Source organism: Enterococcus mundtii, from assembly GCF_002947535.1.
GTDB lineage: Bacteria > Bacillota > Bacilli > Lactobacillales > Enterococcaceae > Enterococcus_B > Enterococcus_B mundtii_B.
The window spans coordinates 13,656-31,150 of record NZ_PUAP01000011.1 but is presented as its reverse complement, the minus strand read 5'-3'; the positions used below and the strand labels follow the sequence as shown (position 1 = coordinate 31,150).

At 35.0% G+C, this 17,495-nt stretch carries 18 protein-coding genes and 1 pseudogene; 16 read left to right on the top strand and 3 right to left on the bottom strand.

The window, feature by feature from the left end:
* Positions 1–429: pseudogene (locus CUS89_RS03700) on the bottom strand (primase C-terminal domain-containing protein); the annotation flags it as partial.
* A 654-nt stretch (positions 430–1,083) separates the two neighbouring features.
* Between CUS89_RS03700 and CUS89_RS03690 the strand changes: the two are divergent.
* The 10 genes from CUS89_RS03690 (at position 1,084) to CUS89_RS16305 (ending at position 9,223) form a co-directional block, all read left to right on the top strand.
* Positions 1,084–1,941 carry a ParA family protein gene (locus tag CUS89_RS03690; protein ID WP_104871088.1) on the top strand — a complete coding sequence of 286 codons (858 nt, stop codon included), beginning with the start codon at positions 1,084–1,086 and terminating at the stop codon, positions 1,939–1,941.
* A 1-nt stretch (position 1,942) separates the two neighbouring features.
* The gene (locus CUS89_RS03685) at positions 1,943–2,299 is read left to right on the top strand and encodes a hypothetical protein (RefSeq protein WP_010731559.1); all 357 of its coding nucleotides are present in this window, start codon (positions 1,943–1,945) and stop codon (positions 2,297–2,299) included.
* 426 nt (positions 2,300–2,725) lie between these two features.
* Entirely contained in the window at positions 2,726–3,448 is a 723-nt protein-coding gene (locus CUS89_RS03680) for a GntR family transcriptional regulator (protein ID WP_104871087.1), read from the top strand.
* Between the two features lie 26 nt (positions 3,449–3,474).
* Positions 3,475–3,924 carry a PTS system mannose/fructose/N-acetylgalactosamine-transporter subunit IIB gene (locus CUS89_RS03675; RefSeq protein ID WP_104871086.1) on the top strand — a complete coding sequence of 150 codons (450 nt, stop codon included), beginning with the start codon at positions 3,475–3,477 and terminating at the stop codon, positions 3,922–3,924.
* A gap of 15 nt (positions 3,925–3,939) precedes the next feature.
* Positions 3,940–5,541, top strand: coding sequence for a PTS system mannose/fructose/sorbose family transporter subunit IID (locus CUS89_RS16200; RefSeq protein WP_219843334.1), 1,602 nt, complete (start codon positions 3,940–3,942; stop codon positions 5,539–5,541).
* Positions 5,542–5,563: 22 nt separating this feature from the next.
* Positions 5,564–5,971: a PTS sugar transporter subunit IIA gene (locus CUS89_RS03665; protein WP_104871085.1), complete on the top strand. Its 408-nt coding sequence runs from the start codon at positions 5,564–5,566 to the stop codon at positions 5,969–5,971.
* Between the two features lie 24 nt (positions 5,972–5,995).
* Complete coding sequence (locus tag CUS89_RS03660) at positions 5,996–6,757, top strand: sugar isomerase domain-containing protein (RefSeq protein WP_104871084.1); 762 nt, start codon at positions 5,996–5,998, stop codon at positions 6,755–6,757.
* Between the two features lie 376 nt (positions 6,758–7,133).
* Positions 7,134–8,303: an N-acetylglucosamine-6-phosphate deacetylase gene (nagA, locus tag CUS89_RS03655; protein WP_181055300.1), complete on the top strand. Its 1,170-nt coding sequence runs from the start codon at positions 7,134–7,136 to the stop codon at positions 8,301–8,303.
* A gap of 17 nt (positions 8,304–8,320) precedes the next feature.
* Complete coding sequence (locus tag CUS89_RS03650) at positions 8,321–9,118, top strand: reverse transcriptase domain-containing protein (protein WP_258082376.1); 798 nt, start codon at positions 8,321–8,323, stop codon at positions 9,116–9,118.
* Between the two features lie 3 nt (positions 9,119–9,121).
* A complete protein-coding gene (locus tag CUS89_RS16305; RefSeq protein ID WP_258082375.1) occupies positions 9,122–9,223 on the top strand; it encodes a group II intron maturase-specific domain-containing protein in 102 nt (33 codons plus the stop codon).
* A gap of 60 nt (positions 9,224–9,283) precedes the next feature.
* Here CUS89_RS16305 and CUS89_RS16300 read toward each other — a convergent pair whose 3' ends face one another.
* Both CUS89_RS16300 and CUS89_RS16295 read right to left on the bottom strand, forming a co-directional pair.
* The gene (locus tag CUS89_RS16300) at positions 9,284–9,982 is read right to left on the bottom strand and encodes a transposase (RefSeq protein WP_258082374.1); all 699 of its coding nucleotides are present in this window, start codon (positions 9,980–9,982) and stop codon (positions 9,284–9,286) included.
* Between the two features lie 9 nt (positions 9,983–9,991).
* The gene (locus CUS89_RS16295) at positions 9,992–10,543 is read right to left on the bottom strand and encodes a transposase (protein ID WP_258082373.1); all 552 of its coding nucleotides are present in this window, start codon (positions 10,541–10,543) and stop codon (positions 9,992–9,994) included.
* Between the two features lie 543 nt (positions 10,544–11,086).
* Between CUS89_RS16295 and CUS89_RS03640 the strand changes: the two genes are divergently transcribed.
* The 6 genes from CUS89_RS03640 to CUS89_RS03615 all read left to right on the top strand — a co-directional run bounded on the left by CUS89_RS03640 (position 11,087) and on the right by CUS89_RS03615 (position 17,491).
* On the top strand, positions 11,087–13,807 hold the full coding sequence (locus CUS89_RS03640) for a sigma 54-interacting transcriptional regulator (protein WP_104871082.1): 2,721 nt from the start codon (positions 11,087–11,089) through the stop codon (positions 13,805–13,807).
* A gap of 139 nt (positions 13,808–13,946) precedes the next feature.
* On the top strand, positions 13,947–14,363 hold the full coding sequence (locus CUS89_RS03635) for a PTS sugar transporter subunit IIA (protein WP_104871081.1): 417 nt from the start codon (positions 13,947–13,949) through the stop codon (positions 14,361–14,363).
* Positions 14,364–14,383: 20 nt separating this feature from the next.
* The gene (locus CUS89_RS03630) at positions 14,384–14,854 is read left to right on the top strand and encodes a PTS sugar transporter subunit IIB (protein WP_104871080.1); all 471 of its coding nucleotides are present in this window, start codon (positions 14,384–14,386) and stop codon (positions 14,852–14,854) included.
* Positions 14,855–14,870: 16 nt separating this feature from the next.
* Positions 14,871–15,656, top strand: a complete 786-nt coding sequence (locus CUS89_RS03625; protein ID WP_104871079.1) for a PTS mannose/fructose/sorbose/N-acetylgalactosamine transporter subunit IIC — start codon at positions 14,871–14,873, stop codon at positions 15,654–15,656.
* Positions 15,643–16,467 (top strand): PTS system mannose/fructose/sorbose family transporter subunit IID, encoded by an 825-nt coding sequence (locus CUS89_RS03620; RefSeq protein ID WP_104871078.1) that lies wholly within the window; start codon positions 15,643–15,645, stop codon positions 16,465–16,467. The genes CUS89_RS03625 and CUS89_RS03620 overlap by 14 nt, the downstream gene beginning before the upstream one ends.
* Before the next feature lie 25 nt (positions 16,468–16,492).
* Complete coding sequence (locus CUS89_RS03615; protein WP_104871077.1) at positions 16,493–17,491, top strand: SIS domain-containing protein; 999 nt, start codon at positions 16,493–16,495, stop codon at positions 17,489–17,491.
* Positions 17,492–17,495 lie beyond the last annotated feature (4 nt).

The window sequence follows — 17,495 nt, the reverse complement described above, 5'->3', positions numbered from 1 at the left end:
AAATCCATGCGGTGTACGTAAAATCATTGTAGGCATAAAGCCGATCTCGTGACTGGCTAAGATAATTTCTCCGTAGTCAAAGTTTGGATCCAATGTGTCAAAATCAACAAAAAAAGTATTGATTTGACGCAAATTGTCCTCAGAATGACCTTTTGTAAACATTCTGGCTTCATCAGCATACGTTCCATAGCGAAATACATTTGGTGTCCAATGAGTGAATCGGTTATTGTTTTCGATCACCCCTTCTTCTGAAGTGATCACTAGTCCAATCCCCTCGATCATGTGTTCCTTTGAACGGTACGCAAAAATGGCCCCCTTCCCCGACTGATCACTAAAAGAGACCGGTTTTAGGTGGCTATTTTTATATTTGAATTTACGGATACCATTTTGTAATACCGTCGAATATACGACATCCAAAGAAGCTGCCATGACTTTATTCCTTCCCAAACTAAAAGAGAACACAAATAATCTTAAAGATTTGTGTTCTCCCAATAGCTTAGAAGTCTTAAATGAATGACAAAATAAGCGTGTATATATTGAGTTGCTCGTCAAAAAATGGTAGAATAAGTCTGTAAGTTCGGATTGTCAGTCCGAAAGACTTATCAAAATTACATAAGTGGTTGTCAGCCACTTACATAACTTCTGAGACGAGCGAGAACACATAGTTGTTGTATGTGATTCAGATGAAAGAGTGACCCAATTCACTTTTTTATCCGTCTCTTTTTTTATTTTTTTTTTCAGTTCTATAAATACAAACATAGCATATCTTACTTTTTCCATCTTGTAAACTCTTATTTTTTATAATTTAATATAGTTATTGTCGCACAAACCTATTAATACCAACAATTACATCAGGCATTAAAACACTTAAGTACTTAAGTGTTTTAATGCCTTTTTTTAGTACTTAAGTACTATGACGTTTTAAAGTTGCATTTAATTGCTGATAAATCACATTCTAAACATAGCCGAATTAAAAGTACTTAAATACTAAAGGTGCTATTGACTCGTAACTTTCTAGGTGGTATTATTATATTGCATACAAGTATTTTAACACTTTAGTACTTAACTTAAGGAGGTAGGAAAATGAAAAAAAATCGATCGAATTCAGCAGAAATTATTTCGCTAGTTAAGCAAGTCAAAGATCTCGTTGCTGAAAAAGGTGGTCCCATTGTAATTTCTGTTGCAAATCAAAAAGGTGGTGTTGGGAAAAGTGCTACCGTAGATAATCTGGCTGAACTGTTTGCTAGTTTCGATCTTATAACAGATATCGTAGACATAGACGCACAGTCAAGTATAACTAACCTAAAAACTGATCTTAGAAATATCATCGATGAAAATCTACCAGAAATGACTCAAGTAATGCTAGAGGAAGAAACATTAGAGAACATTACTTATCAGATTAAGAATAATCTATTTATTTCCCCAACAACCTTGCGTCTATCAGATGCCGAACTTAACCTAGTTAACGCTACATTAAGAGAACTGATTCTGAAGAAGAACATAGAGAGCCTTGAGACAAAATTTGATATCATTTTGATTGATTGCCCTCCTTCAAGAGGACTGCTTACTGTAAATGCTCTTAGTGCATCAGATTACATCTTAATTCCTGTTCAGTCCGAATACCAAGCTCTAGTAAGTATAGAGTTGCTTTTTTCTACAATCAATAAAGTAAAAAATTCAATTAATCCTAATCTAAAGGAACTTGGCTATGTAGTCACTATGGCAACTAATACAAACCACAGTGACGAAATTATTGAGGAAGTTAAATCTGACGATAAAGCGGAAGTTATTTCTATCATCGATAGAAGCATCGTAATTTCCGACGCTGGCGTTGCTAACATGTCAGCTTACGAATTTGATTCAAATAATAAAGCTGGCATTGCATACTATAATCTTGCGGTGACAGTTCTACAGAAAATAGTATCAGAAGGAGTTGTATAAAATGGCTAAACGTGTATCTATTAAAGACAAAAATATAGCTAAAACAAATGATATCGACACACTATTTCCTACTTCAAAACCACAAACTTCCAATCAAAATGGAACTAAAAAGAAAATTAATATTCTTAGAAAAATTGAAGATATAATTTCATATTACAAAAATTTTAAAGGCGGTAAACAAGTTTCGATATACTTGCCTGAAGAGATTCATCGAATGGTTAAAATGAAAGCCGCACAAGACGATCGAAATATGAAAGACGTAATGAAAGATTTAATTCTCGATAACTATCTAACTGAGTCGGAAATTAAAGAAGCCTACCGTTCATACGTTGATAAATTAGAAGAAGATAGCAAGTAGACATGAGACACTTTAGTACTAAAACATTTTTATTGTTTAGTGCTAAAGTGTCTTTTTCATACTATCATCATAACACGAACTTTTTAGTATTAAAGTACTTAACCGTTTAAGTGCTTAACCTGGATAGGCTACAATTAACTAGACAGAGGATATGATTAGAGACTTATGACACAGCCCCAATACCTTATTTTTTGATATTTTGGGAGTATCCTATAAGAAGTACAACGTTTATTATGAGCATACATAGAAGAGAAAAAAATAGATATAAAATCAAGCACTTGCATATAAATATCCATATGATTACTGTTATATAATATAAAATTAATCTTATTTTAATGTAAGCTATCTATTAAAGATTTATAATGATTAAAGGTTAACCGGTCAACCAATAAACATTATAAATTATGAGTGAGAGGAGGGATAATAATGGCATATAAAAATCTATACATTCAAGTAAAGGAGTGGATCTTAGAAAAAATCCAAGATGGAACGTTTAAAACTGGTGCAGTTATACCTAGTGAAACTGAATTAGTTAGTATGTTTGGTGTTAGTAGAGCAACTGTAAATAAAGCATTATCAGATTTGGTTCATGAGGGTTTTTTAAAGCGAATTCAAGGGAAAGGAACTTTCGTTCAAAAAGATAAGCGGGTTCCTAGAACCAAGCAAGGTAGTCTAGGATTTAGCGATGAGATGGCTAAAAAGGGTCGAGATGTAAAAACCAAACCCCTTAAAATAGAAATTATTCAAGATAAAAGTATCGCAAGTATTTTAAATGTGAATGCTAATGCACAACTAATCAAATATGAACGTGTTCGAGTTAGTGAAGGTATTATTATCGCATATCAAATTTCTTATGTGCCAAATAAATTTCTACTGGTTGATAAGAACATAACAGTGGAAGATCTTCCTACCATTGAGTTATATGAATTATTTGCAAGTAATGGTTATGAAGTTAGTCGTGCAGAAGAAATTTATACAATTGATCGAGTAAAAGATCCCAAGGTAATCACGGCTATGAATCTAGAGTATGAAGAGCCTGTTTTTAAAGTGAAACGATGGAGTTATTTGCATGATGATACAGTACTTGAATATGTTGAATCATATCTCAAATGGGATTATTATCAAATTGAATTAGAGTTGCATGATTAGTTAATATTCGTTTAGGAGGAAATAACATGGGAAAAACCTATATTAGAGTCGATGACCGTTTAGTTCATGGTCAGATTACGACGAATTGGATTGGTTATTTGAATGTAGAAAAAATTATTGTAATCGATGATAAAACAGCTACTACCCCGATGTTAAAATCGATTATGTCGATGGCGGTTCCAAATACAATTGAAATGGAAATCGTAACACAAGAAAAATTTTCAAACGAATTAATTAAGAGCAACCAGAATACCCTTATTATTGTGAAATATCCCGCATCAGTACCATCAGTTTTAGCAAAATATGACAACGTTGACACAATTATAGTCGGCACTGTTGTGAAGCAAGCAGGGGCGAAAAAAATCAATAAGAATATTTATCTTACCACTGAATTTGAGAATGCTTTAAATGATGCAAAAACAAAGACAAAAGTCGTTCTTCAACAGCTTCCCGACAGTCCAGCGACAGAGTGGTAGAGGGGGAGAAAAACTATGATCATTCAAATAATCTTAATTTCTATCCTCGCATATATGGGATCAATTGGCGCACCGTTTTTCTTTGGAACAACTGGAGGATTTTATATTTTGGGTCGTCCACTTGTTGCCGCATTTTTGGTGGGGTTAATAACTGGCGATATGGAGACGGCCTTAAAGGTCGGTGTGATTGTGCAGTCCATGTATATTGGTATTGTTACACCAGGCGCTGTGCTTCCATTTGATGTTAGTTTAGTTGGTTACATTGCCCCAGCCTTAATTATTATGTCGAATGCGAATACAGAGTTAGCAACAACACTCACTGTACCAATTGGTCTTTTAGGAGTAATGATTTGGAACTTTACCTATGTTGCCAATGTATTCTTTGTACATCGTGCGGATAAAGCAGCTGAAGTAGGTAGTATTAGAGGAGTAGCACGAAACAATTTGTTGCCTCAAGTTTTGAATTTATTATTACGCTTTACTGTGACTTTTGTCATACTGTATCTTGGAAAAGGATATCTAGAAACACTTATAACCATGATTCCAGATTGGTTGAATAATATGCTATCTGCGATTGGTGTTTTACTTCCTGCATTAGGAATTGGTTTATTATTGAACATGATTGTAAATAACAAACTTCATATTGGCTTGTTTGTTGTCGGATATATCTTAACTGTGTATCTGCACTTACCAATTATTGCGATTGCAATTTTAGGAGGTGTTTTAGCTATGTTCATCTTTGAATCAAGCAAAAAGAAAGTGACTGCTTCAGCAGAAACAACTCAATTTAATCAGGAAGTTGAAACAAATGATTTACTTGATAAAGCTACATTAAAAAAGACATTTTGGAAATGGTTATTCTTTAATGGAACATCTCAAAGTGGTGAGAGAATGCAGGGAATTGGGTTTGCTCATGCAATTTCCCCAGTTATTGAAAAATTATACAGTGGTAACCCAACAGAAATAAAACAAGCGTTGCAACGTCATACGATGATTTTTAATGTTGAACCACAAATTGGTTCTGTCGTTGTCGGTACTGTTGCAGCGTTAGAAGAACAACGGGCTATGACGGGGGAAATCGATGACGATACAATCAATACAGTAAAAGTAGCATTAATGGGACCGTTGTCAGGTATAGGAGATACCTTAATTCCGGGAACGTTGATTCCACTAATGCTGGCAATTGCAATCGCTTTTACTCAGTCAGCAGGTGTATTAGGACCAATTTTCTATATTGTCGCTTACCTAGGGTTGACGATCTTATATTCAAGAGCATTATTTAATTTTGGCTATAAAACAGGTTTAGAAGGAATACATTCTATTATGTCAAATGGTCAGTTGGATAACTTAACTAATGCGTTGAATACATTAGGTTTGTTAGTGATTGGTTCATTGAGTGCTACTTATATCAATATCCAAACAAAGCTTCAGTACAGTGACGGAGATATGGAGTTGAAACTTCAAACGATTCTTGACAATATCATGCCAGGATTATTGGGATTTATCTTTGTATTTTTTATCTATTACTTAATTTCTAAGAAAAAAGTCTCGGCTATCAGAATTATTGGAATCATCTTCCTAATTGGAATTGTTTTAGGCGGATTAGGAATCATTTGAGAACTGAAAAAGGAGAGCTATTATGATTGGCATTCTTGTAACAGGACACGGAGAATTTCCTAGTGGTATTTCATCTACTGTTAAAATGTTTTTTGAAGATACAACTGGTTATCGTTATGTTGATTTCAAAGAAGGAATGAACCTAATGGCATATCAAGATATGGTGATTGAACAAATTCGTGAATTAAAAAAAGAAAATAGTGCAGTTTTAATTATCACTGATCTCTTTGGTGGAACACCATTTAATCAAGCAATGATGGTAGCTCAGGAAGAGAATTATGTTGATGTGATTACTGGGCTTTGTCTACCTGTATTAATGGAAGCAATGATGTTACGAGAAAGTGCAACCAATACGAAAGATCTAATCGCTTCTTTACAAGAAACATTTATCACTTCATTTATTGACGGTAATAATTTATTAAACAAATAAAGAAAACAAAGGAGAAGAAGAGACATGACATTACAATATTTTGAAAAAGCAGGAGCAGTTATCAAAAAAATCAGTGAGACTCAAAAAGATAATATAAAAAAAGCATCTGAATTAATGGCAGAAACAATAGCTGCTGGGAAATTAGTTCATCTATTCGGTAGTGGACATTCAGTTATTCCAACCTTAGATGTATTTCCTCGTTATGGTGGATTTGTTGGATTTCATCCTTTAATGGATAATCGTTTGATGTGGCATAATGTTATTGGTACTGGGGGAGCTCGTGAATTACTGTGGATTGAACGTCAAGAAGGTTATATAGCGAACTTCTTGCAAAGCTACGACTTCAAAGAAGGTGAAGTAATGGTAGTCTACTCCCATGGAGGTTTAAATGCTGCGCCTGTTGAAGCAGCGATGTATGCGAAAGAACACGGGTTAAAAGTCGTTGCTGTAATTAGTGGAGAAAACTATAGACAAGCGAAAGCAACACATTCTTCAGGAAAAAAACTTGGTGATGTTGCGGATGTCATCATTGATAACTGCTGTCCTTTAGAAGATGCAGTTGTAAACGTTCCGGGTTATCATCAGCCAGTTGGTGCAACTTCAACATTAGCAGTTATTTATATCACACAATCCTTTGCCTCAGAAACAGCATTGCGCTTGGAAGAAAAAAATGTACCATTAAATATCTTTGTTTCACCAAATGTGTTGGAAGTGCCACAAACAAATAATGATGAAGTCTATAACCGTTATACTCAATATATTAAGGACAACCAAGTGTCGATTTGATTTAGATAGAAAAAATGCAGATATTGACTTCGTTTTGATTAAACGAAGCGATCTGCTTTTTTCTTTGGAGAGGATAACTTCTTTTTTCAAAGTTATCCTCTCTAAAGAAAATTAGTAAAAAATCCTAATAATCCCTACTAGGTAATGGGTAGTCTATATTACTTCTGTAGAAATGTAAGCATCATAAATTTACACAGTAACTTGGTAAAGTTCTACAGATAATGCTGTCAACAGTTATCGAGATTGAAAACGGATTATATCGCAAATTATAACGAGTAGGAAGTTGAATTTAACTTAATTCAGCTTCCTGCCAATAAAAAAGACTTTTCACAAAGCATTATATTTTGGAATGAAGCGGAAAGGAAGAATTATATTTATGTATATAACAAATGCAACCCTTATCTTACCTAATAAGGTCCAAGAACATTCTTATTTACGGATTGAAAATGGGAAAATCGCTGAATATGGCTTTATGTCAGAACTGCAGACTAATGAGAACTGTGTATCACTCAATCAGCAGTTTGTATTTCCAGGGTTTATCGATGAACACATACATGGTACTGATGGGGTTGATGTAATGGATGGAACACCAGAAGCACTACATGAAATTTCTGTTGCACTGATCAGGGAAGGGGTTACTAGTTTTTTAGCCACAACTATGACTGAAAAACCAGAAATAATTGAACAAGCACTAAAAAATATTGCTTATTATCAAGAAAGTACTGAGGAGTGTACTGGTGCGGAACTCCTTGGAGCTCATTTGGAAGGACCGTTCATTTCGTGTGTTAAATCAGGTGGACAGGATTCGACCAATATTCAAAAACCAACGATTGAAAAAATAAAAGACTATCAAAAAATTGCAGGAAATAAAATAAAATTAGTTACTTATGCACCAGAAGAAACAACGACTGCTTTTACTAAATATATTTATCAGCAGGGCATAGTGCCATCAGCCGGCCATAGCAATGCGTCTTATCAAACAATAGTTAAACATCTACCCTATGGCTTATCCAACGTTACGCATATATTTAATGCAATGAGCCCGATAACCCATCGTGATCCCGGTCTGGCCTTTGCTAGTCTTTATCGTAATGAATTAACAGTTGAAATAATTTGTGATGGACATCATGTTGATAAAAACGTTATAGATTTTATTTACAATGTTAAAGGGGCCAATCTAATCACTTTAGTATCCGATTCAATGCGAGCCAAAAATTGTCCGGATGGCCATTACTTACATGGTGGACAAATTGCTGAAAAAAAAGATGGCTGCGTTTTACTTCCAAATGGCACAATTTGTGGCAGCGTGCTTAAAATTTCAAGAGCAGCACAATTGTTCAAAAAATATACAAATTGTTCATTATTAGAAATAGCCAAAGTAACCTCTGGTACACCAGCGAAAAAATTAGCTGTTTATGATCGTAAAGGAAGTATAGAATTGGGAAAAGATGCTGATCTGGTTGTATTGGATAATACTTTATCAGTAAAAATGACATTGGCAAAAGGTCATATTCTGTATACAGAGAAAAAAGCAATTTCTGATTAGTCGACAGTAAAGTCTACTTGAAGAAAAATCGTGAGAAATTATTGAGTCGGCTCCGAAAAGGAACTTATAAATCGTCACCCATACGGCAAATAGAAATACTTAAGACCAATGGCGGTAAGCGAAAAATTGGTATTCCCGCGGTCATCGGCCGTACGCTCCAACAAGCAATCAATCAGGTTTTACAACCGATATTTGAAATTGAGTTCTCCGATAATAGTTTTGGGTTTCGTCTAAAATGCAGTGCGCAAATGGTGATCATAGAAGCTAAGGCGTATTACGAACAAGGATACAGGTATGTTGTGGATATGATGAAAGCTTATTTTGAAACCATCAATCATGATAAAATGATGTACCTCATCGGAAAGAAAGTCAAAGATAAACAGGTCTTGTGCCTGATACGTCACTACCTCATGAGCAGAATTATGAAAAATGGACTGATTCATCCTTCAGCACAAGAAACATCGCAAGATAGCAACTTATCGCCATTATTAAGTAATATCTATCTCAATGAATTTGATCAGTTTCTCGAATCAAGGGGTCATAAGTTCGTCCGCTATGCAGATGATTGTAATATCTACATCAGAAGCAAGCGAGCAGGACGGCGAGTGATGAGTAAAGCCGTTAAATTTCTCGAAGGCGACTTAAAACTCACTGTTAATCGTGAAAAGAGTGCGGTAGGAAGTCCCTTGAAACGTAAGTTTCTTGGGTTCTGTATCTTGCCAACAAAGAAGGGTGTCAAAATTCGTTCCCACATGAAAGCAAAAGTATCTGTGAAAAAGAAACTGAAGAGGATCACGAAGCATAATCGTAGTTGAAGTGTGAAAGTTCTATTCAAAGAAATTAAACAGCTGATAAATGGTTGGATAAACTATTATGATATCGGTGAAATGAAAGGATACATTCATGAACTAATTTCATAATTAGCTTTTTTAGAGATGCAAACACTGGTCCAATTTCGAAATCAACGATTTTTTTCAAAATCAGGCTACGGTTCCTTTTCCTAACTTTTGTCTGTTTAAACGTTGTGTGGCATATCTTTTAGCGTTATATCCTAACTGAATAAGCAGAAGTTCAACTTCTACCAGCTCTGCTTTAAAATACGAAGTATCACTTAGTTCCATGTTTTCCTTAAGGTTCCCGTTTACCCTTTCCACTGAATTTCGTTGGGCGTAGAGCTTATCCCATGCTTTAGATCCTCTAGCGGGGTGACTATACTGTCGTGGATTGGTTTTTTGTTTGATTTTGATAACCTTTTGACACATACCCTCATGCTGTAAAGGGCATTGGGCACAACGTGCTTCAGGACGTATATATTTTAATGCCCCATACCGATGATCAAGATTATCATACTTGTAAGCTTCTTCAATTAAGCAAGTTGGTGCATAATCAGCGTTTCGCTCACCGTCACTTTTAGTATCACGCTTTAAAGGAATGATCGGCTCTAATCCAAGACTATGGGCCTTTTCGTAGACATTGAGTGCGTCATATCCTTTATCAAATAATACATGAACATCTTGAACACCCAACTTTTTAATCTCTCGCATTAAAGGAATTGCCATACTGATATCGGCAATATGTGCAGAGGTCAGAACAGCAGAAAGAATGTACTGGCTGCCAGCTGTTACTGCAAGATGAGCTTTATAGCCATGCCAAAAAACGTTGCGGCCTTTACTATTCACTTTAATCCCTCATTGAGGATCAATGGTAAGCGATGATTTAATTCTCTCAGTGGATAATGACCTTTGGTCAGAAACACTGGGAATTTCCCTCTTTTCCGTTTTTTCTGGTTTCGAATGTGACTCAACGGCGGTAGCGTCGATGGCAACATCTTCAGTCAAAATACCGAATTCTTCATCAATACGTGCAAGCAAATTATGATTCACATCAATTAGTTTTTGACGATTCTGATGTAGTGTTTGTAAAATCCTTGAATAAGTAGCCTCTGACGGTACGCGGTCAGAATATAAAAAGCCAAGACTAAGCTTAAATCGTACATCTGATTTCATTCGATTAACTAAACTTTTCACATCTGGAATACCTTCAATAAAAGAAATGACTAATGAGCGAATGGCAGCTTCATAGTTCACTGTGATTGGTGCACCAACTGATTTTTCTTTCTGAAAAAGGCCAACGAGCAGCGTAAAATCCAATGGGGAGAAAATTTCGAAATATTTATCCTCAATATCAAGTTTTTCTAAGGTTTGCATATCAAATAGGGTTGAATGTTGTATAATAGACATAGGGAATCTCCTTCTCTTGAGTACGTGTCTGTCTAGGACAACCTAATTGTACCTGATGGGGAGGTTCTATTTTTATATATTTTGAAAACTTTAATATACCAAGGGTTGATAATTATGAAATTAGCTCAATTGTTTTTTTTTTGATATAGATGTTGTTAGTATGCGGACTTAATGACGTTTCATTCTTAGTTATGTGATAGTCTTATCGCTATGCAATTTGTTCCAACCTGTTCTCTCTTTTTTCGATATTTTTGCAAGTACACTCATAGTCGTTAGAACCTTGAAATAGTCGTGTAACACTGTATTTTTATACTCAAAACTATATATAACTATAAAATTGACCTTCAAAAGCTTGGTTCTTGCTCAAATTTTTTAAAGTCAGTAGAAATTAGCGTTTTTTTTAATTATTTTTTTACATAATTACATGGAGGTTATCGATTTTACTTGTAAAATAGGTAGACACAAATATTAAAAAACTTGCTTTTCCCAAAAATTCATTTCAGAATAGGTATTAATCGATTGATAATGTAAGGGGATGTTTCAATGAATATCATTGATGAAATCAAAAAAATCATGGAGCATTATACTTTTCCAGAAGAGATACCAGAATTATGTAATGCTCAGTTTATTTCCGAGCAGTTAGGTGTAAAACGCAATACTGCAAGTAAGCATTTGAATTCACTGGTTAATCAAAACCTACTGATTAAAATTAATTCGAGACCAGTTCTCTTTTTACATAAGGGTTTAGTAGAAGAAAAGCTTGGACATACATTATCTAAAATAGAGTTTAAATCCATTGATGAATTAGTTCATAATGGATCGATGGATTACAAAGAAGTGATTTTTAAGGAAGTTATTGGGTATGATGAAAGTTTAGTAGATATTATTGATCAGACTGTTTCGGCCATTAGTTATCCTGGTGGACTGCCAATCATGTTGTTCGGTAATTCTGGAGTTGGAAAGAGCTTTTTGGCAGAAAAATTAAGTGAGTATGCACGATTATCAGGCATTATCGCTGAGGACGCTCCTTTCCTCGAATTAAATTGTGCTCAGTATTATCACAATCCAGAATTATTGAGTAGTCAGCTTTTCGGTTATACAAAAGGTGCTTTTACTGGTGCGGAACACGATCAAAAAGGAATCATCGAAAATGCGAACGGAGGCATCGTTTTTTTAGACGAGGTGCATCGATTATCGCCAGAAGGACAAGAAAAGTTATTTTTACACATGGATAAAGGAGTCTATCAAAGAATTGGTGATAATGGTCCTTGGCGAAAATCAAAAGTATTTTATATTTTTGCTACTACGGAAGAACGAAATAATGAATTTTTGAGCACATTTTTACGGAGAATTCCTATTACCTGTAGAGTGCCAGATTTTGCCGAACGAACGTATAATGATCGTAAATCAATTATTTTTCATCTATTTCAAGAAGAGTCAAAAATTGTTAATTGCGATATCATTGTTTCAGAAGCGACCTTTTCTTTTTTAATAAATTTAAAAACAAGCGGAAATATTGGTGAAATAAAAGGAATTGTGAAGCAAATGGTAGCTAAAAAATTCTCGAAAAAACCGAATAGCCTGACTATTAACTTAGAAATTATGGATCTACCAAGGGAATATTTGACACGCTATCAAAGCAAGCAGATAAATCTATTAAAAGTTCATAAAAAGTATATTTTTGCGGCTGGTGAGTTTATTCAGCGGGAAATTGCAGATACGGATTTTGCAAAAGCAAGAATGGTATTTTTCAAAAAAGCAGAACTTTCCTATAAAAACTATTTGCAAGGAGATATTTCAAAAGTAGATTTAAAGCAGTTATTCACGAGTCATTTGGTCGAGTTTAGTGATCAGTACGTTTATAACTATGAAATAGAAGAAACGGTTCAATTTTTCTTGCCAGAATTACAGAATATTTTTCAAAATATGGCGCCTAATGTTTTCTTTGAGGTCAAAGGAACAACTATTCAAAATATTACCGCCTATTTAGTAAAAAGAGAACAATCTGGAATGGATTTTGAGGAATTTGAGCCGTTTTTAGATAAACAATTATATGAAGCTATTGCTGGAAGTATTATGAAAGAATCAGCAATTGTTTTTTCTATCTTTGAAAGTACCTTAGATCTTAATTTAAGTAATCGGGATCGATTATTTGTTTTGCTGTGCTTTTTTGCGGATATAGGCAATGTAGATAAGCAGATAAATGCCATTATTTTGACCCATGGTTATTCAACTGCTAGCAGTATTGCTCATGTGGCAAATCGTATGATTGGCGAATATATTTTTGATGCAATTGACATGCCATTTTCCATATCTTCAAAAGAAATATTGGTAAAGCTTGTCAATTATATTAATAGTGTAAACCCTTCAAAAGGATTGTTAATTCTGGTGGATATGGGAAGTCTTTCGGATATCAAAAAGGATATTGAACGAATTGTTAGTGTCCCCACGATCATAATGGACAATGTATCCACCACCTTAGCTTTGAATGCTGGGCTAAAAATCACTCAAAACATTGATATTGAATTTTTATGTGAAGAGTTAAAAGAAGAATTTACCTTATCTAGTCAATCAATTGTACCGGTTAGCCGGAACCATCATCGAATTTTGGTTTCTTGTAATACAGGAGTGGGAACCGCGATTAAAATAAAAGAGATGTTGGATACCTTACTGCCGCCAGAACTAGAAATTGAGGTCACTCCTTATGAGACTGCGATTTTGATAAAAATGGGCGCTTCTCGAACGATCATTGACGAGAAAAATATTCTTGCTATTATTGGAACAGACGATCCGGATATGGGGACCATTCCCTTTATTTCTTTGGAAGAGTTGTTTGAAGGAGAAAATGGTCGTCTTTACAGTATCTTTAAGGAAAAATTTGATGATGCCGTTGCTAGCAAAGTAGATAAGGCAATTGTCAAAAACTTGTCCTTAGATCGCTTAATTGATAATTTAACAATTCTCGATCCAGTGAAGATTATGGAACAGCTGGATATATGTTTTAATATCATCGAAACGGAATTCCATCAAAAGTTATCAACTAGTAAAAAAATTAGTTTGTACGTTCACTTGAGTTGTATGATTGAACGACTGGTTAGAAATCAACCTATTGCCTCATTTCCTAATATCCATGACTTTGTGGAACAGAATAAAGAGCCCATTCGTTTGATCAAAAAAGCGCTAAAGAGCATCGAGCAACTATACAACGTAGAAGTACCCATTGAAGAAATTGGCTTTATTCACAACATTATTAGTTTAATGTGATTCCCACTAACTGATTTTGGCAAGGACACTGTCTTTTTTTTGAGACAGTGTCTTTTTGTGTATATAAAAGACTGTTACGTGGAGGTTTACATTTTTTGGCACACTTATTGCTTTATATAAATGCGAAAGGGTGAGTGAGATGACAAAAGTTTTATGTATGAGTCATGGTCCATTGGCAAGAGGCATGGTAGAAACAGCGCAATTTATTATTGGTAAAAACCAGTACTTGGAATATTTATGTGCCTACATAGATGGCAATGATGATTTAGAAAAAACGATTAGTGAGTATGTAACAGCAAATGGCGTAGAACCTTTGATTGTAGTTACTGATATTTTTGGAGGTAGTATCAATAATGAATGGATGAAATACATTTCAACTATCTCATCGATACATTTGATTGCCGGAATGAATTTAAGTTTGGTGATTGAGTTAGTCGTAAAGCTAGATAGCCAACAAGAGCTTACCCAATTAATTCAGGAGGCGATTAAAACTTCGGCTCAAGGGCTCATTTACTGTAACCAGTTAACTTATGAAGAAGAAAATGAAGAATTTTAAACAGAATGGAGTAAAAACAAATGATTAAATTATTAAGAGTAGATCATCGTTTGATTCATGGTCAAGTAGCCTTGACTTGGAGTAACGCTTTGGATATCAATTGTATTTTAGTAGCCAATGATAATGTTGTGAACAATTCAATTCAAAAAACTACCTTGAAATTAGCAGCCCCCCATAATGTAAAAGTTGTGATTAAAAACATTGAAGACTCAGTTGAATCCATTAATACTGGGAAAACAGATAAATATAAGCTATTAATTGTTGTTCAAAATATTAAAGATGCTTATCGTTTAGTTAAAGGCATACCTTCATTGGAAAGTGTAAACCTAGGGGGTGTGAAAGAAGTTCCCGGAAGCCAACCTTTAACTCATTCGGTTTTTGTTACAGAAGAAGATCGAAAATATTTAAAGGAGATGATTGCTAGTAACACAGAAGTCTATGCTCAACAAGTACCAACTGATGCAAAACAGGATATTAAACACTTAATGTAAAAGGAAGGGGAAAGAAATGCAGGATTCATTATTACAAGCCATTTTGCTCGGTTTGTTAACTGCGCTCATAGTGGCTGATTGGCTAACAGGTACCAACAATATTTCAAGACCACTGATTTCCAGTGTCTTTGTTGGAATTATTATGGGCGATTTGCAAACTGGTATTATCATGGGTGCAACATTAGAACTAGCTTTTATCGGTGCTATTACAATTGGAGCTTCTCGGCCACCTGATTTGGTTTCTGGTGGAATTTTAGGAACTGCCTTTGCTATTGCTACAGGAAAAGGAGCTGAATTTGCTCTAACCCTAGCTTTTCCAATTGCTGCTTTGTTTTTAATTGTTGATAATTTGCTAACCTTATTGGTCTTACCGATGGTTGCGAGAAAAGCAGATAAGTACGCAACTGATGGTGAAATTAAAAAGGCTGCCAATATGCATATCTTTGGTTGGTTAGTCGTGAAAAGTTTACCACGAGCTATCTTTGTAACATTGGCCTTTTATTTAGGCAGTCCTTTTATGGAAAAAATTCTAAATCAAATTCCGGCATTCATTCAAACTGGGATTAGTATTGCAGCAGGGATTATGCCAGCACTAGGGTTTGCCATCTTATTGCAAATGATTTTGAAGAAGGAAGTAGTTGTTTTCTTCATCATGGGTTTTGCACTCTATAGTTACTTACATGTACCAGTATTGGGAATTTCAATCTTCGCTGCATGTATTGCGTTTATTTTAGTCGATATATCTTCTCAAATTGACAAGAAAACTGTGACTCAAGGAGGTGACGTGGATGATGATTTCTGATAAAAAAATAACGAAAAAAGATTTGAAAAAAATATTTTTCCGTTCCTTTACTCTGGAAGCTTCTTGGAACTTTGAACGTCAACAAAATATGGGTTTTGAATTTGCGATGGCTGATTTAATTGAAAAGCTTTATGGGGATGACAAAGAAGCCAGAGCTCAGGCAGGAGCTAGACACTTAGAGTTTTTTAATACTTCTGCTCCACTGTCAACCTTTATTATGGGGATTGTGGCATCCATGGAAGAAAGAAATGCCAACGATCCAAGAAATTTTGATCCAGGAAGTATTACTAATATTAAAACTGCTTTAATGGGTCCTTTAGCAGGGATTGGCGATTCCTTTTTCTGGGGAACGTTGCGGGTTATTGCAACTGGTGTAGGCACCTCATTAGCTTTAAACGGTAGTATTTTAGGACCGTTATTATTTTTGCTGATTTACAACGTACCGACTTATACGATTCGCTATTTTGGTACCATGAAAGGCTACGAATTTGGGACAACCATCTTAGAAAACGTGGAATCCTCAGGTTTGATGAAATCACTGATGTATGGAGCCTCAATATTGGGATTGATGGTCATCGGTGGGATGACAGGGAATATGGTCACCGTTAAAGTAGCCGGAAGTATTGGTCAGGGTGACGATTTACAAAAATTTCAAGACATTTTAGATGGTATTTTGCCAAACTTACTTTCAGTAGTAGCCGTAATGTTGATTTATTATTTATTGAAAAAAGGCGTTAAAACAACCTATTTACTATTTGGGATTTTCGCTTTTGGGATTATCGCTGCTTACTTTGGCTTTTTGACAGTCTAAATTACAAATGAAAGGAAATAATAAAATGCTTAAATTTAATGCAGAAGAAATGGAACAACGGGGAGAATTGATCTACGGAACACGAAAACATGTGGAGGCTGTCGCTAAAGCCGCTTACGAAAATGGTATTTCTAATATTTTCTTTACGGCTTCTGGTGGTTCTGTTGCGGTTATGCAACCCTTTGACTATGTATTACAAACAGAATCTTCAATACCTGTCTACTCAATTACTGCCGCAGAATTAGTCTTAACGGGCCACAAACAATTAAACGAAAAATCTTTAGTTGTACTTTATTCAAAATCAGGGGATACAAAAGAAACAATTGAAGCCGCTAAGTATTTAAAAGAACGCAATATTCCAACAGTGGGAATTGTAAGTAAAGAAAATACACCACTAGAAGAGCTTTGCACTTATGGCATTAACTATCATGATGGCCGTCCTCAAGAGATGCCTCTTTATTTCTTGATCATGTCCGTTATGAAGCATAACGGTGAATTTGATAAGTACCAACAGTTTGCCGATGAACTTAAAAATTTGCCAAAAGGTCTTTCTAAAGTACGGGAAACTGCTGATGAAAAAGCAAAAAAATATGCTGAAAAATATCAAAATGATCTATATCAAATTTGGGTTGGTAGCGGTAATCTTTGGGGTATTACGTATTCTTATTCTATGTGTGTATTAGAAGAATCTCAATGGCTAAGGACAAAATCCGTTTCTTCTCCTGAATTCTTCCATGGAACTTTAGAACTGGTGGAAAAAGATGTGTGTGTGACTTTAATCAAGACAGAGGGGGAAACTCGTCCGTTAGATGAACGAGTGGAACGTTTTGCTAGTCAATATACTGATGAGTTTAATGTTTTTGATACGATGGATTATGAGTTGCCAGGAATCAGTCCTGAATTTAGAAAATATGTGTGTGCTCCCGTAATGTGGGCAGTATTAGGACGGATTAGTGTTCATCTTGAATCAATCCGTAATCATTCTTTGGAAACGCGACGTTATTACCGTGTTGTGGAATACTAAGAGG